This is a genomic window from bacterium, from assembly GCA_035549195.1.
Classification (GTDB): domain Bacteria; phylum Oederibacteriota; class Muellerivitia; order Muellerivitales; family Muellerivitaceae; genus DASZRK01.
In genome coordinates, this window is sequence record DASZRK010000002.1 from 1 (window position 1) to 22028 (window position 22028).

Annotated in this window: 14 protein-coding genes and 1 riboswitch; of the genes, 8 read left to right on the plus strand and 6 right to left on the minus strand. The window is 62.0% G+C overall.

All coding sequences use genetic code 11. From position 1 onward, the window contains the following. On the minus strand, window positions 1–1411 hold a 1411-nt coding region (locus VHE12_00090; protein ID HVZ79177.1), incomplete at its 3' end, for a hypothetical protein. A gap of 420 nt (window positions 1412–1831) precedes the next feature. Between VHE12_00090 and VHE12_00095 the strand changes: the two genes are divergently transcribed. The 3 genes from VHE12_00095 (at window position 1832) to VHE12_00105 (ending at window position 7834) form a co-directional block, all read left to right on the plus strand. Next, window positions 1832–3700, plus strand: coding sequence for a hypothetical protein (locus VHE12_00095; protein HVZ79178.1), 1869 nt, complete (start codon window positions 1832–1834; stop codon window positions 3698–3700). A gap of 167 nt (window positions 3701–3867) precedes the next feature. Further along, window positions 3868–5946 carry a hypothetical protein gene (locus VHE12_00100; GenBank protein HVZ79179.1) on the plus strand — a complete coding sequence of 693 codons (2079 nt, stop codon included), beginning with the start codon at window positions 3868–3870 and terminating at the stop codon, window positions 5944–5946. 4 nt (window positions 5947–5950) lie between these two features. Beyond that, window positions 5951–7834: a DUF2723 domain-containing protein gene (locus VHE12_00105; protein HVZ79180.1), complete on the plus strand. Its 1884-nt coding sequence runs from the start codon at window positions 5951–5953 to the stop codon at window positions 7832–7834. 2 nt (window positions 7835–7836) lie between these two features. Here the strand turns inward: VHE12_00105 and VHE12_00110 are convergent, their stop codons facing one another. From VHE12_00110 to VHE12_00120, 3 genes are all read right to left on the minus strand, one after another. Beyond that, on the minus strand, window positions 7837–10728 hold the full coding sequence (locus VHE12_00110) for a cellulase family glycosylhydrolase (protein HVZ79181.1): 2892 nt from the start codon (window positions 10726–10728) through the stop codon (window positions 7837–7839). A gap of 267 nt (window positions 10729–10995) precedes the next feature. Next, entirely contained in the window at window positions 10996–11337 is a 342-nt protein-coding gene (locus VHE12_00115; GenBank protein ID HVZ79182.1) for a DUF190 domain-containing protein, read from the minus strand. A gap of 9 nt (window positions 11338–11346) precedes the next feature. Continuing rightward, on the minus strand, window positions 11347–11721 hold the full coding sequence (locus tag VHE12_00120; GenBank protein HVZ79183.1) for a CrcB family protein: 375 nt from the start codon (window positions 11719–11721) through the stop codon (window positions 11347–11349). Between the two features lie 50 nt (window positions 11722–11771). Further along, window positions 11772–11836: riboswitch (Fluoride riboswitch) on the minus strand. 114 nt (window positions 11837–11950) lie between these two features. Here VHE12_00120 and VHE12_00125 point away from each other — a divergent pair. Beyond that, window positions 11951–12649 carry a type 1 glutamine amidotransferase gene (locus tag VHE12_00125; protein ID HVZ79184.1) on the plus strand — a complete coding sequence of 233 codons (699 nt, stop codon included), beginning with the start codon at window positions 11951–11953 and terminating at the stop codon, window positions 12647–12649. Here the strand turns inward: VHE12_00125 and galA are convergent. Then, a complete protein-coding gene (gene galA / locus VHE12_00130) occupies window positions 12646–15552 on the minus strand; it encodes a beta-galactosidase GalA (GenBank protein HVZ79185.1) in 2907 nt (968 codons plus the stop codon). The two genes, VHE12_00125 and galA, sit on opposite strands and share 4 nt — an antisense overlap. Window positions 15553–15675: 123 nt before the next feature. Then, window positions 15676–17670 (minus strand): hypothetical protein, encoded by a 1995-nt coding sequence (locus tag VHE12_00135; GenBank protein ID HVZ79186.1) that lies wholly within the window; start codon window positions 17668–17670, stop codon window positions 15676–15678. A 202-nt stretch (window positions 17671–17872) separates the two neighbouring features. Between VHE12_00135 and VHE12_00140 the strand changes: the two genes are divergently transcribed. The 4 genes from VHE12_00140 (at window position 17873) to VHE12_00155 (ending at window position 21928) form a co-directional block, all read left to right on the plus strand. After that, a complete protein-coding gene (locus VHE12_00140) occupies window positions 17873–19000 on the plus strand; it encodes an acyltransferase (GenBank protein HVZ79187.1) in 1128 nt (375 codons plus the stop codon). A gap of 229 nt (window positions 19001–19229) precedes the next feature. Next, window positions 19230–19868: a hypothetical protein gene (locus tag VHE12_00145; GenBank protein HVZ79188.1), complete on the plus strand. Its 639-nt coding sequence runs from the start codon at window positions 19230–19232 to the stop codon at window positions 19866–19868. A 47-nt stretch (window positions 19869–19915) separates the two neighbouring features. Then, complete coding sequence (locus VHE12_00150; protein HVZ79189.1) at window positions 19916–21211, plus strand: DUF2252 family protein; 1296 nt, start codon at window positions 19916–19918, stop codon at window positions 21209–21211. A gap of 81 nt (window positions 21212–21292) precedes the next feature. Further along, on the plus strand, window positions 21293–21928 hold the full coding sequence (locus VHE12_00155; protein ID HVZ79190.1) for a hypothetical protein: 636 nt from the start codon (window positions 21293–21295) through the stop codon (window positions 21926–21928). Window positions 21929–22028: the final 100 nt, after the last annotated feature.

The following is a 22028-nucleotide window of genomic DNA, read 5'->3' on the forward strand; positions in this document are numbered from 1 at the left end:
AGGTGTTCGTCGGGGTAGTGGTGGGGGTGTTGGTGCGGGTCGGTGTATTGGTCGGCGTATTGGTGAAGACCACCGTGAATGTGTTCGTGAAAGTGTTGGTCGGGGTATTGGTCCTCGTGAAGGTGTTGGTCGGGGTGTTGGTGAAGGTCGGGGTATTGGTAAAGGTGTTCGTGAAGGTGTTGGTGGGGGTATTGGTGCGGGTCGGGGTCAAGGTCGGGGTGAAGGTGAACGTGAAGGTGTTGGTGGGCGTGTTGGTCCTGGTCGGCGTGGGCGTGGCCACTGTCGGGGTATTGGTGGGCGTATTGGTCCTCGTGAAGGTGAAAGTCGGGCTGGGGGTCCAGGTATGGGTCGGGGTAGGAGTCGGCACCAACTGGATATAGGTGATGGCGCCGGAAGTTTTACTGCCCGAGGGCCATGTGACTTGGGCCTGGTCCACGAATGTCAGGCCGCAACTGGAGATGGGGTCATAGTAATTGATGACCTGGGCGGTCGCGGTCACACAACCGTTCCCCAAACTCGGGAAGACAAGATTGTTGCTGTTGGCGGTCGGCTCGTTGGCCAATCCTCCGGCCGGGGCGTAGTAACAAAGGGTATAGGGTTGGGCGGCATCCCCGAAGCCCCAGCAACCGAACGAGAACTGGCTACAGGTGGAATTGTTGGTGACGAAATTATCCGTGATCGTGGTGCTCCCATTGGTGACAGGCCCTCCGGTGTTACAGACCTGGATGGTGAAATTCATCGTCACCGTATTGGAACCCGTGTTGGTGACTGCGCTGGCCAGGGTCTTGGTGATGGTGAAGTTCGGGGGGCCAATGGTGGGCGAGGGGGTCGGAATGGTCACGCATTGACGCCAGAAAAGGGCTCCATCCGAGGTCCCATAATCCCCCGAACAGTTGTTCGCGATGAATGGCAAAGGCTTCCCGGTGACCGGGTTATAGATCTGGTTCGCCCACACCGATGCCGTCACCCCGGAGGAGCAATAGGAAGAAGAGAACCCGCCCCCGGTATAGTTCGGGTCGTACCAGGGACGACTACTGCCGTCGTTGGCCGGCGGGGTGGAAGGATTGCCGCCGGAAACATAGTCCACTTGGACACCGCCCGATCCGCTGGTGATCTCGGAATGATTCCCCCCGGAACAGGTGATATCCAGGTCCCAGGAGGAGAAGGTGTCCTGGGGGGCGGTGTTCTGGGTATAGATGGCCAGACAGACCGTAGGACCGGTCAATAGGCCGATCGGAACCGACATACAGGGAACGGCAGCGGCCCCACCGGTGCCGGGAGCCCCGGCATAATTGAAGGTCCCGATCGAGGTTCCGCCGATCCAGACCTGTGAAACGTCGTCACCGGATACGCAGATCTTCGCCGAAGTCGGAGTGCACTGCGCTTGGGCCTTGGAGGTGAAAGCGGACAAAAAAAGGACACAGAGGAAGGGAAGGACGACTTTGGTTGAATCGGTTAAACGCATGAAGGGGAAACCTGTGTTCTCCGGGGGCGGTCCTGGCCTTTCAGGATCGGACGAAGCCCGGGATCTTGTTGTCTCGAAACGTTTTTAAGCCTGGAACCGGTTTTATGGGGACAAGGCTGTTCATCGCTTGGATGACAAAATCTTAACGTAAATACCGAACAAAATCGAGGAAACAAGGGTCTAAAGGAGTTCCAGGAAAGCGATTTTCCAAATCCACTTTCCCGTTAAACCGGAATTCATCAAAAATATAAATCCATAGGGAATAAACAGACCTTGAGCGCTTTGGGATCGATCCGGGAAACAGGGCTTCCAGTAGGGCTCCTGGGAGAAGCTTCCCGGCCGGATGATCTTTAGGATAATGCCCCCATGCAAGGAACTTCTCCCAAGACCGGTCCCTGGCTCTTCCCGGTCCTTGCGGCCTTCCTCCTGGCCGCCCTCTTCGGCCTTCATCGGATCAACGACGCCGACCTGGGCTTCCATCTCACCGCCGGCACTTGGATCCTGGACCACCACGCCGTCCCAAGGACGGACACCTCCACCTACACCGTCCCCGACCATCCCTACGTGGACCTGGAATGGCTTTACCAGGTCCTGCTGGTGCTGGGGTTCAAGCTGGGCGGCTATTCCCTTCTCTCACTCTCCCATATCGTACTTTCCCTGCTGGCCTTCTACATCCTTTGGCGAAGGCTCGAGGAACAAGGAACACCCGCCGCTTCCCTGCTCTTCTGCGGCGCCGTTCTTGCGTGCGAGGCCCGTTTCCGGGTCCGGCCTGAGGTACCCGCCTGGCTCCTGCTCGGCCTCACCCTTCTCATCCTGGAACAACGGGCCGCAAGGGCCAAGGACCACTTGGCCTGGCTCCCGGTCCTTCAACTCCTTTGGGTCAACAGCGAGGGCCTTTTCTTCCTCGGCTTCGCCGCCATGACCTTCTTCTTTTTCTCATCGCGGATCCACGGAGGCCGTTGGGACGGGAAACTCGCGAAGATGTCCCTGGTCGCCCTGGCCCTGTCGCTCTTGAACCCCTATTTCCTGGACGGCCTGCTCTTCCCGTTCCATTTCCTGGGAAGCCTGGGTTCTTCCGGGATCTATCGATGGGCGGTGCAGGAGTTCCAAAACCCCTGGACCTTCACCCCGGCCCCCGGGGCCGACTTCCCCCTTTCCATCCGGGTCTACCAGGCCTTCACCCTGGTCCTCTTCACCGCGATGGCCCTGACCGCCCGGCGGAGGAGGTTCCACGAATGGGCCCTGGCCCTTTTCTTCTTCGCCCTTTCGGTGGCCGCCCTGCGCAACATCCCGCTCTTCCTGCTGGCCTGCGCTCCCATCGCGGCGCGCGCCATCGGGGAATGGCCCTGGAGGACTTGGCTTCCTTTCCTTCGCCGCAAGACCTGGGACCATGGGGTCCCCGCCCTGCTCGCCCTTTTCCTTTTGGGGACCGGCTGGTCGGTGGTGACCAACCGCCACTGGGTGGCGCTCAAAGTCACGGACCGTTTCGGGTTGGGGCTCGACGAGGACGCCCTGCCCGAAGGAGCCTGCCGTTTCCTGAACGACCATCACTTGGACGGACGCGTCATCAACGACTTGGACAGTGGCGACTGGCTGTCCTGGCGTTGGGGCGGTAAGACCTTCCTGGACGGGCGTCTCGACGTCATGGGTCCGGACCTCTTCCAGGTCTATACCCGTTCCCAGGCTCCCGGCGGGGCCTCGGCCTTGGCCTCCGAACTTCAGCCCGACCTCTTTTGCTTCCAACCCCTGATCATTCCAGCCTGGGCGGCCGAACTCCCCCATTTAGGATGGCGCCTGGTCTACCTGGACCCGGTCTCGGTCATCTTCCTGCGCAAGGGTTATCACGACGAGGTCCGGTCCCTGGGGCCCTGGGACCCCGTGAACGAACGGGGACTGGACCCCACCCTGGGGCTCCGGGCCCGCGCGATCCTGGAGAGGACCCCGCCGGGTCCCGCCATGGCGGACCTCTTTCATCCCAGCGATTACCCCAACGAACTCTTGAGTTTAGGGATCCTTTCCGGGCTCTGCGGCCTCACCCGGGAATCGGAGGTCTTTTTCCTCGAGGGCATCGACCGGACCCATGGAAAATACTGGGACTTCTTCTACAACCTGGGTCTTCTCTATGACTTCGAGGGCCGCAACGACCTGGCCACCCTCTGCATGGAACGGGTGAAGCCGGTCCTTCCCAAGGACCCGGCCCTGCGGAAGATCCTGGGCCTGCCCCCGGAACCCTGAGAAAAACCATTTCACCACAGGCCGCCTTCGGCGGCGCACCGAGAGCACAGAGAAAGACCTTTCCTTATTAAAGTAAAAGACAAATCCGCACCATCACCTTGTGACCTCCGTGGTTCGGACCATTTTGCTTTTGTTTTTTATTGGGAATTCTCCGTTATCCTAGGCCCATGACCTCCTCCCCACCCGCAAGCCTGCTGAGCGCTCCCGCTTCCGCCAACAAGAAATGGGCGGCCCTGCTCCTGGGCCTGGCGGTGCTGGGCCTCTTCTCCAAGGTCCTTTCCACGCCCGGCCTGCTCCTGTCCACCCCCGATGGGGACCTGGCCAGCCAGTTCCTGGGCTGGCGGGCCTGGGGTTTTTCCGAATGGAGGAAGGGCCACTTGGCCCTTTGGAACCCCTATATTTTCTGCGGGGCTCCCTTCTTCGCCGGGGCCCAGTCGGCGCTCCTCTACCCCTTGAACATCCTCTTTCTTTTCGTCCCCATCCTCCTGGCCTTGAACCTTTCCATCGCCCTCCATGTATGGCTGGCCGGGTTCTTCACTTATCTCTGGCTGGCCTCCCGCCGCCTCTATTTCCTGCCCGCCCTCCTGGGAGCTTTCGCCTTCATGTTCGGCGGCGCCTTCATCGCCCATGTCTACCCGGGGCACCTCTCGAACCTTTGTGCCATGGCCTGGATCCCGCTGGTCCTCTGGGCCCTGGAAAGACTGGCCCGCGCCCCCGACCTGACTTCGTCCCTGGCGCTGGCCGGTGTCCTTTCGCTCCAAATTTTGGCCGGTCATCCCCAATACTTCGCTTACACCCTGCTCCTGGGTCTCCTTTATTTCTCCATCCTCGTGGCGGGCGAACCGACCGAATGGAAGCCCAAGATCCTTGGGGCGACGGCGGGCGCGGCGCTGGCCGCGCTGCTCACGATCGTCCAATGGTTGCCCGGCCTATTGGCCTCGAGGGACTTCCACCGGGACCTGGATCCGGGGACCTTGGGTTTCTTCTCGACCGATTGGGCCTCGCTTCGCGCCTTCCTTTACCTGGACCCCCGAACTTCCCCGGTCTTCCATCCCGGGGTCATCGATTCACGCATCTGGTGGGAGAATTGCCCCTTCCTGGGCGTGGGCGTGATCTTTTGGGTCCTGCTGGGCCTCACGGACGACCGCAGGACCGGGAAGGCGAAGTGGGCGCCCTTCGGGCTCGCGGTCCTGGCGGTCCTCCTCGCGCTCGGGCCCCATACCCCCCTGGACGGCCTCCTGCGTCTTGTTCCCCCCTTCGGTGATTTCCGGGGCAGTTCCAAGTTCCTGGTCCTCTCCCAGGTTTTTCTCGCCCTCCTGGCGGCCCAAGGAGCCCAAGGCTTCCTCGAGGCGGGCACCTCGCCCCTGGCCCGGACCCTGCGGTTCCTCCGGAACCCCTGGGGCCTCTCGATCCTCCTGGCGGTGTCCTTCATTCCCCTCTTTGATCTGGCCCGTCTTTGTTCCCCGTCCTTCGACGCGGAAAAATGGGGCGCCGAAGGGGAAAGGGCCGCCGAAACCTGGAAGGGCAAGTTGGGGGATGGGCGCATCTATATGAAAGGGAACAACGACCGATCCATGTTGTTGGGGGCTCCTTCCATCTGGGGGGACGACCCCTTGGTCCCGCGGCGCTTGGAGCGGCTCCTGGCCGCAGGGGCCCCAAAACCCCGGACCGCCGACGGGACCCTGCTCAACCTCGACGCCCACAAGATGGCCGTCACGCGCCTGGCCTACTGGGTGGAGGAGGGCCCCGACGGCCTCCAGGCCCGGGCCCTTCATTCCCCCTGGCTCCCGCGCTTCCTACTGGTCGGCGCCTACCTGAAGGTGAAGGACCTGGACGAAGGCATCCAAGCCCTCGGACAGCCGGCTTTCCATCCCGTCTCCCAGGTGGTCCTGGAAGAGGATCCGGATCCCGCCCCGCTCGAGAACGGGGGACGCGGCCAGGTCTCGGTCAGGATCCAGGATCCGGACCGGATGGAATTCAGCCTCAAGCTGGACAAGCCCCAGATTCTTTTGATGACCGACAGTTATGCGCCCGGTTGGGAAGCCCGGGCTTTCCCCGACAGCGGCCAAAGGAGCTATCGGGTCCTGCCCGCGGACGTCTTCGCGCGGGCCATCCCCTTGTCGGCGGGCTCCCATCATTTCGAATTGGCCTATGCCCCGCCTGGCTTCGACCTGGGAAAATGGCTTTCCCTCCTGGGTCTGCTTCTTTATGGGGCCGCTTGGGTCCGGGTCTTTCGCTTAAAATAGCCGGATGAAATTCCCGGACCGGCTCACCCTCCCCCTGGTCTTCCTGGCCGCCTTTGGCCTGGCCCTTTGGGGCCTGAACCCAAGCTTTTATATGGACGATAGCCCGGAGATCACTACCGCGGCCGCCACCCTCGGCATCGCCCACCCGCCCGGCTATCCGCTCTATACCCTTCTGGGCCGCCTTCTTTCTTTATTACCGCTAGGGCCCATCTGCTTAAGGGTGAACCTGCTCGCCGCCCTTTCGGGCGCGGGGACCTGCCTCCTTCTTTACATCCTTCTTTCCAGGACCGTCCAACTGCCCAAGGCCCTGGCCGCGCCCTTCTCGCTCATCTGGATGGCGGGGGCCACCGCCTACCCGGCCTCTTTGAGCTCCAAGAACGGCGTTTATCAGATGGCGGCCCTCTTCATCCTGGCGACCCTGGCCTCCCTCTGGCGCTCCAAACGTCCCCTGGCCTTTATCCTCTTCGGCCTCTCCCTCGCCGGCCACTGGATGACCATGCTCCCCTGTCTCGGGGGATTCGGCTGGATCCTTTACAACCAATGGAAAGGGCGGCCGCTGCCGGTCAAGGAACTGGTCCGATCCATCGCGTTCCTCTTGCTGGGTCTTTCGCTTTATCTCTATCTCCCCCTTCGGTCTTCCTTGGACCCCGTCATCAACTGGGCCCATCCGGTCGACCTCACCAACTTTTGGCACCACGTGACCCGCTATGTCGATAAGAACAAGGACTTCACTTGGGATATCGGCTTATGGGTCCAACAAGGACTGTTTTACCTGAAGGGGTCCTTCCTTGAGTTCAACGGCTTGGCATTGCTTTCGATCCTGGGGATATGGGCCCTCTGGAAAACCGAAAAAAACCGGGCACTTGGACTGGGCCTGGCCTGGGCCGGCCTTTTGGCCGCCGTTTGTGTCTTCTCCAAATTCTCCAGCGGCCGGGAATACCTCATGCAGAACTATTCCATCGCCTCCCTGGCCTTCATCCCGCTTTTGGCCGCCCTGGGCTGGCGGTGGCTGTCCGGAAGGTTCGCGGCACTGTCCGAGTTCGCCTCTCCACTGGCTTGGGCGCTCGCCTTGGGCCTCCTGTCCCTGGGACTCCCCCGGGGAAGCCAGGCGGGTTATACCTACAGCTACGACTACCTGCTCAACGCCTGGCGGGACACGCCCAAGGGATCCTTTTTCTTCTGCAAAGGGGACGTGTTGGATTTCCCCGCCTGGTATTTCCAGATCATCGGCGGGAAAAGGCCCGACCTGGCGGTCCTGGGCGGCGGGAGCCTGCCGATGGATTGGTACCGCATCCACCTGGCCAAGACCCACCCGGGCCTGGTCGTTCCCTATCCCGTCCACGAAAAGGGCAAGGAATACATCTCAGGTCATCTGATGCTTTGGATGGTGGATCACAACCCGGACCGCCGCCTTTTCTTCACCTTCCCCGACCTCCGGGACGACGGGATGGCGGACCGGACCCTGGTCCCCTATGGACTGGTCCAGGAAGCCTTCGGGCCGGGGACCCGGCCGCATTGGGATGAAGGACGGGCCGAAAGGCTTTGGGAGGACATGCGGCTCCGGCATTTCGAGGCGGGCGACCGTTATGTGGACGAAGTGACCTGGGACCAGTTCTTGAGGGACTACGGCGCCACCCGGTCCTGGATGGCCGGCTATTACTCGAAAGAAGCCGGGGCCAAGGACGATCCGGCCCGTTCCCGAAAGGGGGAACTGCGGAAGGCCATCCCGCACCTGCTTTGGGCCCAGGCCTGGGACCCGCGCAACGCGGCTTATGCCATGAACCTGGGGATCGCGGAGAATTATCTGGGGGAAAAGGAAGCGGCCCTTCGATGGTTCAAGACGGCCGCCGAGCTGGATCCCAGCCTCGTCCCACCTTCCGAACCTTGACCCTACCTTAAGATCAACAATTTCAGGATGGACCGGCCCTGCGCGGTCTGGACGGCCACGTAATAGAGGCCGTTGGCCAGCGGCACGCCCATGCGGTCCGTCAGGACGACGGTGACCGTGGCCCCGGCCGGCACTTTCGGGAAACTTTCCAGGTTCACCCGGCGGAAGGCGGTGGTCAGGATCGAGACCGTCACGTCGGAGGTGGCGGAAAGGCCCGGGTTCAGGGTCACGTCCCCGCCAGTGACCGGGTTGGGATAGAGCACGGGCTTGAACAGGGGCAGGGGCGTGGAGGTCGGAGTGGAAGTGGCGGTCCAGGTGGACGTGGGCGTGGCGGAAGGGCTAGCCGTAGCCGTCGGAGTAAAGCTGTGGGTGAAGGTCGCCGTGAAGGAAGCGGTCGCGGTGAAGGTGCGGGTCGGGCTGCTGGTGGCGGTGGCCACGGGGGTAAGGGTCGAGGTGGACGTAGCGGAGAAGGTGAAGGTCGGTGTGAAGGTCCGGGTCGGGGTATGGCTCCAGGTGAAGGTCGCCGTCGCCGTAAAGGTGAAGGTCGGGGTCCCGGTCGGGGTGAAGGTCCGCGTAGCCGAACTTGTCGGCGTAGCCGACAACGTATGGGTCGGGCTCAAGGTCCCGGTCGGGGAGTCCGTGGGGGTGGAAGTCTTGGTCGGGGTGGAAGTGGCGGTCGCCGTGAAGGTGAAACTCGCGGTAGGGCTATCCGTCAGGGTGAAGGTCCGGGTCGGGGTCCCCGTCGAGGTGGCCGTTGCCGTGAAGGTGGCGGTGGGGTTGACCTCGGTCATGGCGTTCCCCGTCACCGGAGCACCGGTGAAGAGCACCGGCAGGCCATAGGTCCCGTCCACACCGGTCATGTCGCTGTTCGCGGCCACCGAAGCGGTGTAGGTCCCAGAGGCGGTGGCGGAGAAGGTATAGACCACCAGCAGCTGTTCGGTCGTGAAAGCGGGCACGCTGTTGGTGAAGCTCAAGGTCAAGGTCCCGTTGTCCGAACCATAGGTCCCGCTGGTGAGGAGGGAATCCCCACCGTCCAGGATCCCGTTGCCGTTGGTATCCACATAGAGCGAAACGCTGGTGATACCGGTCGCGTCGTTCCCCGTCCCCGAGGCCGTCAGTTTCAGGCTCGTGAAGGTGGTGGGAGCGTTGCTTTGGTTATTGACCTGGAGCTGCAGGACCGGGACCGAGGATCCGGGGATGAAGTTGGCCGCGGGGGGCTCGGAAGGACCCACCGTCAAGTGGACGAGGGGAGGGGTCGGGACCGAGGTCGGGGAAGAGGTCCCCGTCGGGCTCGAGGTGGCGGTGAAGGTTCGTGTCGGCGTGGACGTTGGGGTCAACGTGAACGTCAAGGTCCGGGTGGGGGTCGAAGTCGGGGTCGCCGTGTTGGCCAGGGTATTGGTGGGTGTCCCAGTGAAGGTGTTCGTCCGGGTGGCGGTGGCCGTCGGGGTCGAAGTGGCGGTGGAAGTGCCCGTAAAAGTACGGGTTGGCGTAACCGAAGGCGTAGCGGTGAGGGACGCCGTAGGCGTCATCGAAGCCGTACGGGTGGCCGTGGACGTGGGGGTCGAAGTGGCCGTGAAGGTCCTTGTCGGCGTAACCGAAGGCGTCGCCGTGAGGGTCGCCGTGGGGCTATTGGTCCGGGTGGAAGTGGCGGTGGAAGTCGCGGTGCGGGTCGGGGTGCCGGTGAAGGTATAGGTGTTGGTGGGGGTGTTGGTACGAGTCGCGGTCGAGGTGGGTGTGAAGGTGAAGGTCGGGGTGCTGGCGCCGCAATTGGGGGTCGGGGTCTGGTTGAGGTTGTAAAGCCAGGTGGAGACCGGGGCGCCATGGTAGGAAGTGGTGGGATAGCCGCTGAAACTGGTCAAAAGGGTCGGCCCCACGTCCGAGCTGAAGCACCAGGCCAGGGCGGAATAGGTGTAGCTGCGGTTGTTGCTTCCATTGATCCAAGCCAATGTTTGGGTGTCCCAATTGGCCGGATCCGAATTGGAAGCCCCGAATTCCTCGATGAAGACCGGGTAGTTGTTGGTGATGGTGGTCACGTAAGGGTCCCATCCGCCGGCGGTCACGCCTTTGTTGTTGTAGATATGGGAGGTGTAGAGGATGCCGTTGCCCGAAGCCTGGGTCAGGGCGTTACCCGCGGTCGCCAGGGGTGAGAGGTCGTAGGAATAACCCAGGCCGCCGATCAGGCAGATATTGTTGGCCCCTGCGGTCCGCACCGCGTTCACGATGGCCTGGAGTCCCGGCGACGTGAAGTTCCCCGAGGTACCCGCCACGGTCCCTCCGTTCTTCAGGATGGCCCAAGTGGTCGGATAAGGTTCGTTGTAAAGATCGAAGAGGACCGCCGGGTTGTTGCCATAGACCCCGGAGATGGACTGCCAGAGGGTGACCGCGTTGGCGTCCGGCATGGGTTGCTGGCTGGCCGAGCCTCCCCAACCGGCGCCGCACGGGGCCGAAGCGGCGGAGGCCTGACTGGACCAGTGCAGGTCCAGGTCCAGGTACACGTTGTTGTTCGAGCAATAATTGATGACGGCCTGGATCATGGCGCGATAGGCGGTCTGGTTGGGCGTCTGGCCGTTCGCGGTGCATCCGAACCAATAGTCCTGGTTGATGGGCAGTCGGATACAGTTGGCGTGCCAGACCTGGACGGCTTCCGTGATGATGGTGACGTAGTCGGTCATGGTGACGCCGCTGATGGTCGTGGTCGGACGGCCCGTACCCCCGTCGCCCGTCGGGCTGTACTCCAAACCGGACACGTTCACGCCATGCAGGCGGACGGTGCAGCCGCTTGCGTTCACGATCTGGTTGCCGTTGATGTGCAGCATGGAGGGCGCGGCGAAAAGGGGTTGGGCGGAAAGAACCGCCAACAAAAGGGCGGAAGCCAATAACGTTTTCAGCGGCATGGCTGAAAGTTTGGCACCTCTATGAAAAGTTCGGTCTTGCATGGTCCCGTTCACGGCTTCGAGCGCTCCACGTGACTCCACCCGTCAAGGCGGAACAAAGCGGAACAGCTCTCAGAAGATTTCCGGAAAATACGACAGGCTTTCACCTAAATCGTTTTATCAACTATACCATGAAGGGAAAATGCCCAGGGTCGGACCCGCTAAAAGAGGCTTCCAAAGACCCCCAAATGCCGGGGACTGACACGTTCAAGCAAACCTGATGAAAATTTATTTCCGGGGACGGTGATAGTGGAGGACCTTTACGTCCTGCAAGGTCACCAGGCCGTGGGGCGGGAGCATCGGCTCCACCCATTTCCAAGCCTTCTTGATACGGGCCGGACTGTCGACGATCTCCACCATCACGGGAAGGTTCTCGGTGATGTCCAGGATCCGGGCCGAATGGATGCGGGTCGAGGATCCAAATCCCTCCAGACCCTTGACCACCGTGCAGCCCGCCAATCCCTCACGGTGCGCCATTTCCAGCAGGGCGTGATAGAGGGGCCGTCCCTTCCACTTCAGGTCCTCGTCCACGTAGATCCGCAGCGACTGGCATTTGCCTTTCAAGTCCATGACGTCCTCCTAGATCAGCCTGCCGACGACCACGCCCGCCCAGGTCGCCACCAGACATCCTACCAAAGTGGCCCCCATATTGACGAAAGCCAAGGTCATATTGCCCTGCTGGATGTACCGAAAACTGTCCCAACTGAAGGTGGAATAGGTGGTGAAGGAGGCGCACCAACCCACCGCCACCAGGAAACGGATGTTCGTGCTGAAGAACTGCCGGTCCAGGTTCAGGGTCAGGAAGAGGGCCAGCACGAAGGACCCGACCACGTTGATCATCAGGGTCCCATAGACGAAGTCGGTCCCCCATCGCTCGGTGGCCCAGGCACCGGCCCAAAAACGGCAATAGGCCCCCAGGACCGCGCCCAAACCGATATAAAGGTATTTCTCCATCCTCAACCTCCCCGAAAGGTCCTTAAATGAAAAACTCCTACCAGGCCTCATGGCCGGTAGGAGTCATCGGCCCCGAAGCGGGGCGGTTTTGGCAAACTCCATTGCCGTTGGTCGTCGGATAACGTTTTTTATCTTAGCGGGAAGGCCTACGGGCGACAAGCCCCACGGAAGATGCTTTTCCGGCGGGGAAACCTTAAAATGCGCCCCATCCAGCCCTCAGGAGCGGACCATGCCCCGTGTCTCTTGCTTCCAACACATCGATTGCGAAGGGCCCGGCACCCTTTGGGACGTCCTCAAGTCCAAGGGCGTGCAGGTGGAATTGCTCAAGCCCTTCCAAGGGGAGGAGATCCCCGCCCATCCGGGCGACGGGCTCATCGTGTTGGGCGGCCCCATGGGCGTCTATGAGGAGCGACGGTTCCCCTGGATGACGAAGGAACTGGACGCCATCCGCCGCTGCCTGGATTCCTCCATCCCCGTGCTCGGCATCTGCCTGGGGTCCCAGATGCTGGCCCACGCGGCCGGCGGCCAGGTCTTCCGCGGCGCCCAGCCCGAAGTGGGTTGGTTCCCCATCGACCTCACGTCCGAGGGCCACGGGGACCCGTTGCTCTTGGGGCTCCCGGGGACCTTCGACGCCTTCCATTGGCATGGGGACACCTTCACCCTGCCCAAGGGCGCCGTGCGCCTGGCCGAGAGCGCCCTTTACCGCCACCAGGTCTTCAAGGTGGGCGGCAACGCCTACGGCTTTCAATGCCATCTGGAAGTGACCGGGGCCATGGCCAGGGAATGGGCCTCCCTCTATGCCAAGGAACTCACACCTCAGGGCGGGCCCAACCGTCCCGAAAGGATCCTCGAGGGGTTGGAGGACAAGGCGCGGGCCCTCCGAGTATTTTCGGAAAAGGTCTTCAGCCGCTTCGCCGCGCTCCTTTAAGGGACCCGGGGGCTTTTTTTCACTACTTGGACGGGCCATTTCAGGACGGCGGGGGTAAGTCCCGGCGCGGAGGCCTCCAGCTCGATCTCCCCCGGTTCTTCCCCGCTTTGCACCAGCACCTGGGCCAGGCCGTTGAAAAGATGCCGCTTCCAGGCCGGGGCCGGCACCACCACCCGCAGGGCTCCGGGGTCCAGATTGAGTTCCTCCCATTCCCAGCGCCTCAGCAATTCTTTACCCATGACCGCATAGCTGTTGCGGCCTGGCTGGAGGATCCCTGGGTCCAGGGTAACGGCGGCGCTACGGTCGTCCCGCTTAATGCCCTCCATCACCAAATGGCCGTTCACGAAGACCTTCTGCCCATCCACCAGGGCCTTGGGGTAAAGGACGATCTGGGAATAGCTGGAAAGATCGGGCAGATCGAAATGGCCCCGGACCACCCGGTCCTTTGGGATATCCTTCGTGACCTTGCCCTGGTCGTCCTCGCGGCCGCTGAAGAGCTTGGGCCAACCCGATCCGCCGTCCCCCGCCCCCACCGGCCCGTCGCCCGAAAAGGGACCGTCCTTCATCCGCAGGTCCTGGATGGGCACCTGGGACACGGTATCGAAGTATCTGTCCGCCTCGTGGCTGATCGGGTCCCCGTTGCCCACCCCCAACAGCCGCCCCGGGCCCTTGACGGTGAACTGCACCAGGTCCGACGCGTCGGGAACTTCCAGGCCCTGGGAATCCAGAGCCTTCACGGTCACCACCGCCACGTCCTCCCCGTCGGCCCTCAGGAATTCCTGGTCGTTCACCAGGGCCAGCCGCGCGGGTGCCCCGCTGGTCTCCCGCTTGGTTTCGGCCACGACCTTGCCGCCCTTAGAACCCTTGGCGGAAAGCGTCCCCGGGGCGTAAGCCACCGCCCACTCGAGGTGCGAATCCTTCTCCATACGTTTCTTGCCCAGGCTCTTCCCATTGAGGAAAAGCTCCACCTCGTCGCAGTTGCTGTAGGCGAAGACCGTGACCGGCTTTCCCTCCTTGCCCTTCTTCTGCCAGTCGGGCGTGAGGAAAAGGGCGGGCGCCGGGTCCCACCAACAGCGCAGGTAGTCGGCGCAGTCCTTCCAGAACCCGCAGGTATCCAGGATGCCGTATTGGGAACTGACGGCGGGATAATGGAAGGGGCTCTCCTCGCCGCGGTAGTCGAAGCCTGTCCAGAGGAAGAGGCCGCCCAGGTAGGGACGGGCCTCGTAATACTTCCAGATGCGCTCGATGCCGTCCTTGGGGTCCTTGCGGTCCGAGGGGCCTTCCCGGCCATAGGTGGCGTCGTCATAAACGCCCCGGGTCTGGTGGGTGGTGGAATCCTCGGTGCCGAAGCTGGGTTTTTGAGGGTACTTGGCGTGGAAATCGTCGGTGTTGCCGTGGTCGATGTAGTTGTATCCCATCAATTCGATGGGGATGGAAGTTCCGTTCCCCCACCCGCCCGAGATGGCGGCCGTCACCAAACGGGTCGGGTCCAGGGCCTGGATGCGGGGCTGGAGGGAAGCGGTGATCTGCACGCCCCGGTCGTTGCCTTCCATCCCCCATTCCTCGTTCCCGAGCGACCAGGCGAAGATGCAGGGGTGGTTGCGTTCGGAAAGCACCTGCCGCCGGAAACGGTCCAGCAGTTCAGGGGTGGTGCCCATCAGCCGGTTCTCGGAAAGCACCAGCATCCCCAGCCGGTCGCAGGCTTCCAACAGCTCGGGGGTCGGCGGGTTGTGGGAACAGCGGTAGGCGTTGCAACCGAAGGATCTCAGCTGTTTGATCCGGAAGTCCTGCAAGGCGTCGGGCAGGGCCACCCCCACCCCGGCGTGGTCCTGATGGTCGCTGGTCCCCTTCAATTCCACGCGCTTTCCATTGAGGAAGAACCCCTTGTTGGCGTCCCAGCGCAGGGTGCGGATGCCGAAGGGCGTCTCCACCTGGTCCACCACTTTCCCTTTCACGATGAGGCTGGTCACGCAACGGTAGAGGGAGGGTTCCTCGGGGGACCAAAGCCAGGGCTTGGGGACCTGCATCTTGAGGACGTTGGTCGAGGAACCGTTCAAGGGCAGGGCCGCGACCGTGGTCTTGGCCCCGGTGAGGGCCTTGCCGCGCGGGTCCAACAGGATCTGGGCGACCTGCACCGGGCCCTGCCCCGCTTCCCCTTCCTGGGACAGGGTGGTCTGCACCGTCACCTGGGCGCCCCCGGCGCCCAGGGCGCTGGTCACGAAGACCCCGTCGGGGGCCACATGCAGGGGCGAGGTCTTGATCAGCCAGACATGGCGGTAGATCCCGGCGCCCTCGTAGAACCAGCCCTCTTCCTTCGAGGCGTCCACCCGCACCGACACCGTGTTCTTCTCCCCATAGAGGAGGTAGTCGGTGATGTCGTAGCGGAAGCCGTTGTAGCCGCTCTGCTCCCGGCCCATATAGAAGCCGTTGACGAAAACGATGGAATCGCGGAAGACGCCGTCGAACTTGAGGACGAAACGCTTCCCCTTCTCATCCTTGCCGACCTGGAAGGTCCGGCGGTACCAGCCCACGCTGTTCTGGGGGAACATCCGCCCGATGGCCTTGTAGCCGTGGCTGAAGCATTCCCCCTGGTCGGTGAAGGGCAGTTCCGCCGCCCAGTCGTGGGGTAGGTCCACCACCCGCCAGGCCCGGTCGTCGAACTTGGGGTCCGCGGGCCCGTCGGCCAGCCCGGCCTTCGCGAAGTAGGAGAAGTAGGCCTTGCCGAAACCGAAATCCTTGTCCGGATCCACCGCGTTGCCCAGGGCGAAATGCCAGCCCCGGTCCATGGAGAGGCGTTCCCAGGAGGTTCCCGAAGGACCGGGATCCGGGACGGCCCCTAAAGCCATCCCCTGTGCCAAGATGAAAAGCGAAACGATGTGGAAAACCCGGCGAAATGTTCCCATGGTCCGTCCTTGAAAGGTGATCGAGCGCCCCAATCATGCCACCAGGTGAACGGTCGGAGGGAGGAAAAAAGGAAAGCGTCGGAACGTCCGTTAAAAAATTCCCAGGAATTCCCGGACCGGCGGTCAGGGCCGGGGGCTCTTGGGGCCGTCCGGGCTCCCCACGCCTTCCGCAGGGATCAGGCCTTGCTCCAGCAAGGAGCGGCTCAATAGATAGCCGATCAACCGGCTTCCATAGGCCGTGTAGTGACCGTCACAGCAACGGGTCGCGGCGGGATAGTAGCTGACCTTGAGCGCGTTATAGGGCCCGCTCAGGTCCAGGTAAGAAAAATGATAGCGCCCCGCCAGGGTCCCCCAAAATTCAGGGATAGAGTCCGGCCAGATCCGGTAAGGGACGTAGAAAAGGACCATACGCGGAGCCTTCCCGCCGGAGGTCCTCAGGGCCGAGAGCCTCTCGTCGAACAATTGGAGGCGCTTGCCGGTCATTTGGACCAGGTCCTCCCAATTCTCCCGGTCCTCCCAAAGCCCCAGGCCGGCATCGTTCCCCTGCCCGGGATAACCCAACTTTTCCGTGTCGCCCTTTTCCCTTTCCTTGAAGCGCCGGTAAAGGTCCGCCGCCGGACCCTTCGACGGCACCCTCCGGGACAAAGGTTTTAGGACCCTTTCCGGATCCACCCGGTAGGCCGGCACCCCCTCGTGGGTCAGGGGTTTGAGGTAATAATCCATGAAACCGGTGCTCCCCGCCAGGCAGAGGACCAGGTCCACGTCGTATTTCTGCACGATCGACGGGAGCTCGTATTGCGCGTAGGAAGCCAGTGCCTCCCCTTTCCGGTTCCATTCCAGGACCTCGTAATGGGTCCCGTCCCCCCGGAGGGCGGCGTCCGTATCCAGGTAGAACTCCAACTGTTTGGCCATGGTGTCCGCCCGGAGGGTCTTGTAGAGGATCCCGGGAGTGACCCGGTCCAAGGATGGGTCCGGGGGGCCTGAGTCCGCCCGGGGGGCCACATAGGCGCGCGAGTCCCCCGCTAGGAGGATCCGGAAGGTCCCCTTGGGCTTGGCCGCCGGATAGGAATAGTCCATGACCACATCCCCGGGCTCGGAGTTGGTGGAGGCGATCCGGTATTTCTCGAACTCGTAATCCTTGACGCTGACCACCGCGTTGGGGATCACGCTGGGCCGGCTGATGAAGAATTGACGCGGTTCGACCGGGCTGGCCAGGAACCCGACCCGGCGGTCCGGGGTGATGCCGAGGAAGGCCTCGGGCATCGGGTCCTTTTCATCGCCCAGGAATCCCCAGGCCGTCCCGAGGCCCACGGGTTCGATGATCCCCCCGTCGAACCGGATCCATTCCTTTTGCGAGGACTGGAGGGCGTAAAGACGCCCGTCGGAGAAGGCCATTTCCTCCACCTGGTCCGCGTGGCTGTACAAGGAAAGGACGGTCCCGGGACCCGTCAGGTCCATCCGGTGGATCTTGGAGGAATCCCTGTCCGAGACGTAAAGGCGGTCTTTCCCGATGCACAGGGCCTTGGGGAAAGGGACGGAGGCGTCATGGACGAGAAGGTCCACGATCTTCATGGATCGCAGGACCAGTTTCGAAAGGAGCCCCCGGTCGGGCTGGGTGAAATAAAGGCAATCATCCGCCGGCCGGTAGGCCAGGTCCCGAATGGCCAGGTCGCCCGGGAAGCTGGAAACGGTGCGGGACTTCAGGTCCAGGAACCGCAGCCGGTGGGAGGCCCGGTCGAAGACCGCCAACCGGTCCTTCGACAGGAACGCCATCGGGGACGGCCCATCGAAGCTGGCCTTTTCGAAAGGTCCGTCCTCCTGCCCGGGAGCGCCGGTCCCGGCCAGGGTCGTGACCCGGTCGCCATGGGCCAGGTCGACCTGCCGGATCCTTTCGTTCCCCGTATCCGCGATGAAGAGTTTTTCCCCCGAAGGGTCCACGGCCATCCCTTCGGGCGCGTTGAACCTCGCGTCGACGAAAGGACCATCCGCGAAACCCGGGTCATCCCCTCCCGCCACCAGGCTGTTGTAATGGCCCATGGGGGCCACCGCATGGCACATTCCCAGGACCAAGCCCCAAGACACGAGAAGGCCCACGGACATGGGCGGACGGTTGGCCACGGAAGCGCTCCTTGGAACGGACGAAGATCGACGGATTCTACCAAAAAAGGAAAGGCTCGAACGGATCCCGGGGCCTTCGAAAACCGAGTGGGTCGGCGGCATCGTACGGGAAGTCGAAAAAGTGGAACTTAGGGGAAAACCCGATAAAATTTCAGGGAATTCGTTGAATGAATTCCCTGCCCGCTTTCCCCGGAGAGGTCCCTTGAAAAAATGGCAGGTCATCGACCTGGTCCGCAGCTTTTCCATCATCGCCGTCATGGGTGTCCACAACTACGCCAACATTCCCTTCCAGCACGCCTGGACCTGCTGGCTTTGGGGCCGCTTTTGCTTGAACGGCTTTTATGGTGTGCTTCTCTTCCTGATGGTCTCGGGCTTCCTGATCACCCATGTCATCGCCAAGAACCCGGGCGGATTGGCCAAGCCCAACCTCCGGCTTTTTTATGTCCAAAGGATCGGCCGGATATGGCCCCTTTTCCTCCTGGTGTGCGGGTTCGGCGGCCTGTTGTACCTTTTGGGTTCCCCCAACGGCCCCCGATACCGGGAATGGTTCCAGCCAGGGCCTTACTACGGCCCCTGGTTCTGGCTCTCCATCCCGACCTTCCTGTTCAACTGGTTCCTGGTGGCCTTCAATGACTGGGGATACGCGGGACAATGGAACATCCTCTGGAGCCTTTCCATCGAGGAACAGTTCTATCTTTTCTATCCCCTTTGTCTTAAAAAAATCGCCCGTAAGACGCGGGGCTGGATGGTCGCGCTGGGGGTCATCCTTTTCGCGATGGCGTGGCGCCTTTTCTTCTACTTCCATTGGACCGGCAACCATTTCATCCAATCCTATGGGACGCCCGCGAAACTCGACATGATCGCCATGGGGATCCTCCTCTATTGGACCGTCCAGCATCATGGCAAGGCCCTGTCCCGGGCCGGGGCCCTGAGCGCTTGCCTTTGCGTGGCGGGGGGACTTCTCCTCCTGGCGTCCTATTTCGGGACCCGCTGGAACGACCCCCTCGAGGAGATCTACGCGCCCGAGCTGTTGGGCCTCGGCCTTTTTCTTTTCCTTTTGGGCGGGCTCCATCTGTCGTTCTTCGAGTCCGCCCTTTTGAGACCCTTGAGCCTTCCGGGAAAATATTGCTACGGCGGTTACCTGCTCCACCTGCCCCTCAAATCGCTCCTAGATCCCTTTTTAGGGCGGTTCGACGTCTTCAGCCGCTTCGGGATCTGCATCCTCGCCACCACCCTGGTGGCGGCTTCTTCCTACCATTTTTTTGAGATGCCCTTGAACCGGGCCATCCGCAGGCACTTCGGGGGAAAAACCGCCCCTCGGACCCGGTGAACCGGCAGGAAAGTTTTCGACCCTTTCTTAAGCCCTTGATTTAACAATCCTGTGCCCCGGGTCCCGCAGGGTCCCTCCCTATAATCGGCCCCAGCCCACAAAAGAAAAACCTGATGGTTCATCGATAAACTTTCGGGGAATGGTCCAAGGATTTTCAGGACCACGTTCGGCCTTTTTCCAAAAAAGTGATATTCTTTGGGATATTAAAAGTCCCTTCTGACGAGGTCCTATGAAAAAGATCCTATTAGTTGCTCCGTTCTTCTTCGCGATCCTGGTCCCCTTCGGCTGCAAGCTTCCGCCGGTCACGATGCCGTTTGCCACCCCGACCCCCACCTCCATCCCCGCGGTCCCTCCGACCGCCACGCCGACCTTGGCCCCCGCGACCCCAACGCCCACCGCTACCGTCCCTTCAACCTCCACTCCCTCCGCAACGCCCAGTCCCATTGCCCCGATCCCCACCATCGACCCCAATGCCGTTTGCGGTTTTACGGTCGTGACGGTTCCAACCAATACGACCCCGACCAACCTCTCCGCTTTGGAGGTCCCGATCGTGAACGTTTCCAATCTCCCGACCGCGAATTGCCTTGTCATCCGCTCTTTCGCCGATTGGCAAAATTGGTGCGGAACGGCGACACCCCCGGCCCCGCCCGTCGATTTCTCCCAACAAATGCTTGTCGAAACCTTCCTTTCCTCCGGGTGTTTGGGGCATTCCACCCTCGACAACGTCTGTGTGGGCCCTTCCCAGGTCATCCTCTACAAAACGTTCCACCCCGCGGCCCAAAGCTTTTGTTGGGCCCAGGCCCAAATACCCATTTGGGTGGCCATACCGCAGAACAATCTCCCTATCGCCATCTACTCTTCGAATTAACAAGCCTGTGCCCTCGACCCCGGGGGGTCCCTCTCTATAATCCCCCCGTGAAACCCTTCGACCTCCCCGACGACGGCAAGCCCACCCCCTCTCCCGACCGGCCCGAATGGGTCCGCGAGCGGATCCGCCGCCAGGACCGTCCTCTCGAACCTAGGTTCCGAAAGGCCAAATGGTCCCTCATGGCCCGGTCCCCCTTCTTCTTTTTCCGCGGCTCCAACGGCCTTTTCTGGGCCGACCTCGCCCGGTCCCCCTTGTTGGAGGGTTTCGGCGGCGGCAAGGGGACCCGCCTTTGGGTCAGCGGGGACGCCCATTGCGACAATTTCGGGAGCTTCACCGACGCCACCGGACGCCTGGTCTATGACCTGACCGATTTCGACGATGGGATCGTGGCCGATTACCAGATGGACCTCTGGCGCCTGGCCGCCAGCCTGGTGCTCCTGGGCCGGGGAACGGGCCAGGGCGCCAAGACCCAATACCGGATGGCCTACGAGGCCGCCCGGGGTTATTGGCAGGAACTCAAGAGCTGCCGCTGGTACGAGAACGTCCGCCACGGTCCCTGGGACGAGGAACAATCCTCCGGCTCCCTCCGCCATTTCCTGTCCCATGTGAGGGACCACTACGGTTTTGGGAAGATGCTGGAACGATGGACCAAGGACGGCAAGGGAGTCCCGCGCTTCAAGATCCCCGGCTCCAAGGACCTGGAGGCCCTCCCCCGACCCTTGGCCAAGGAACTGGAGAAGACCCTGCGCCGTTACGCCGGGGACCTTAAGCCCTGGCCCGCGGACAAACCCCGCCTCTTCGAGGTGCTGGACCTGGCCCGCCGCTTGAACGGCGGGATCGGTTCGGAAGGCCTGCGCCGCTTTTACGCCCTGGTCCGGGTCAGCGGAAAAACGGAAGCGCCTTACCGGATCCTGGAGATCAAGGAGCAGGTCCGGCCCGGCGCCTGGGACCATCTTCCCAAAAGATCCCGGCGCAAGACACAGGAACTCGCCGGCAAGGGCCAGGCCGCCAGGGCCCGGTCGGCCGAGGAGGCCCTGGCCCGGCAGCCCGATCCCTGGCTGGGCGTCTTGGCCCTCGGGGGCGGGGATTTCCTGGTGCGGGAACGGTCCCCTTTCAAGGCGGTGATGCCGCCGGAGGAAGTGGACGAGGTGGCCGCGCGCCAGATGGGCGGCATCCTGGCCCGGGCCCATTGCCGCGCCAAGGACAGCTTCGCCCGGAAGGCCTTCGACCTCATCCGCCGGGACAAGAAGGTCTTCCGCCGCCGCGTGGCCGACATCGCCCTGGCCTACGCCGACCAGGTCGAGGCCGACTTCAAGGCCTTCAAGACCCTCAAGGCCGATTAGGTTTCAATGGATCACAATTGGTTCTGGCCCCCTCAAAGCTATATACTTGTTCGTCTTTCGATCAAATCTTGGAGGAAGCCAATGAAATTCAGGTCTATTTTTGCAAGCGCCTTGATCCTTTCGGTCATGGGTCTGACCCGTGCCCTGGCCGATGCCCAACCGACCCCGGATCCCGCCGCCAAGGCAGAAGCCGACTATCAGAAATATCTGAAGGACCGCCACGGGGCCATGAAGGCGGAACACGATAAATTCAAGAATCAGACCACCTTGTCCCTGGAATATTACATGAGCCTCCATGACCTGGAATTCCAGAAACCCAAGGGGGGCGGCACCAAACTCCACATGACGATCATCGGCGTCATCCCGGATAAAATCACCAAAAAGGAAGGCCCCCAATTTGCATTGGAGATCATCGCTCCAGGTGATAAAGGTTGGCGTTATCTGGATTGCAAGGAACTGAATTGGCTGGTGGACGGGAAGCCCTTCAAATGGCAGGACCAGGATTACGACAACAGCGTCTTGGACAGCGGCTCCACAATGGAATATTTCCGGATCTACCTGACCCCCAAGATGTTGGCGAAACTCGCCAAAGCGCAAACGATCGAGGGGAAGATCTGCAACGATGAGTTCGTCTCCAACCAAAAGCAGATGTGGGTCCTCCGTTGGGCGAATGAACAGATCGAGGCCATCTCCAAGGCCAACACCGCCACAAAATAAGGCCTCTTTCAAATCCAACCGTTATCGGACCTAAAAACCCGGCCCTCCCAGGCCGGGTTTTCTTTTTCACGCTTTCGGTAAACCGCTTGACCTCGGATTT

What these genes read in the sequence shown, in the direction of transcription:
- VHE12_00095 (HVZ79178.1), top strand. Translation starts at nt 1,832, where the DNA reads ATGCAAGGAACTTCTCCCAAGACCGGTCCCTGGCTCTTCCCGGTCCTT.
- VHE12_00100 (HVZ79179.1), top strand. Translation starts at nt 3,868, where the DNA reads ATGACCTCCTCCCCACCCGCAAGCCTGCTGAGCGCTCCCGCTTCCGCC.
- VHE12_00105 (HVZ79180.1), top strand. Translation starts at nt 5,951, where the DNA reads ATGAAATTCCCGGACCGGCTCACCCTCCCCCTGGTCTTCCTGGCCGCC.
- VHE12_00110 (HVZ79181.1), bottom strand. Translation starts at nt 10,728, where the DNA reads ATGCCGCTGAAAACGTTATTGGCTTCCGCCCTTTTGTTGGCGGTTCTT.
- VHE12_00115 (HVZ79182.1), bottom strand. Translation starts at nt 11,337, where the DNA reads ATGGACTTGAAAGGCAAATGCCAGTCGCTGCGGATCTACGTGGACGAG.
- VHE12_00120 (HVZ79183.1), bottom strand. Translation starts at nt 11,721, where the DNA reads ATGGAGAAATACCTTTATATCGGTTTGGGCGCGGTCCTGGGGGCCTAT.
- VHE12_00125 (HVZ79184.1), top strand. Translation starts at nt 11,951, where the DNA reads ATGCCCCGTGTCTCTTGCTTCCAACACATCGATTGCGAAGGGCCCGGC.
- galA (HVZ79185.1), bottom strand. Translation starts at nt 15,552, where the DNA reads ATGGGAACATTTCGCCGGGTTTTCCACATCGTTTCGCTTTTCATCTTG.
- VHE12_00145 (HVZ79188.1), top strand. Translation starts at nt 19,230, where the DNA reads ATGAAAAAGATCCTATTAGTTGCTCCGTTCTTCTTCGCGATCCTGGTC.
- VHE12_00155 (HVZ79190.1), top strand. Translation starts at nt 21,293, where the DNA reads ATGAAATTCAGGTCTATTTTTGCAAGCGCCTTGATCCTTTCGGTCATG.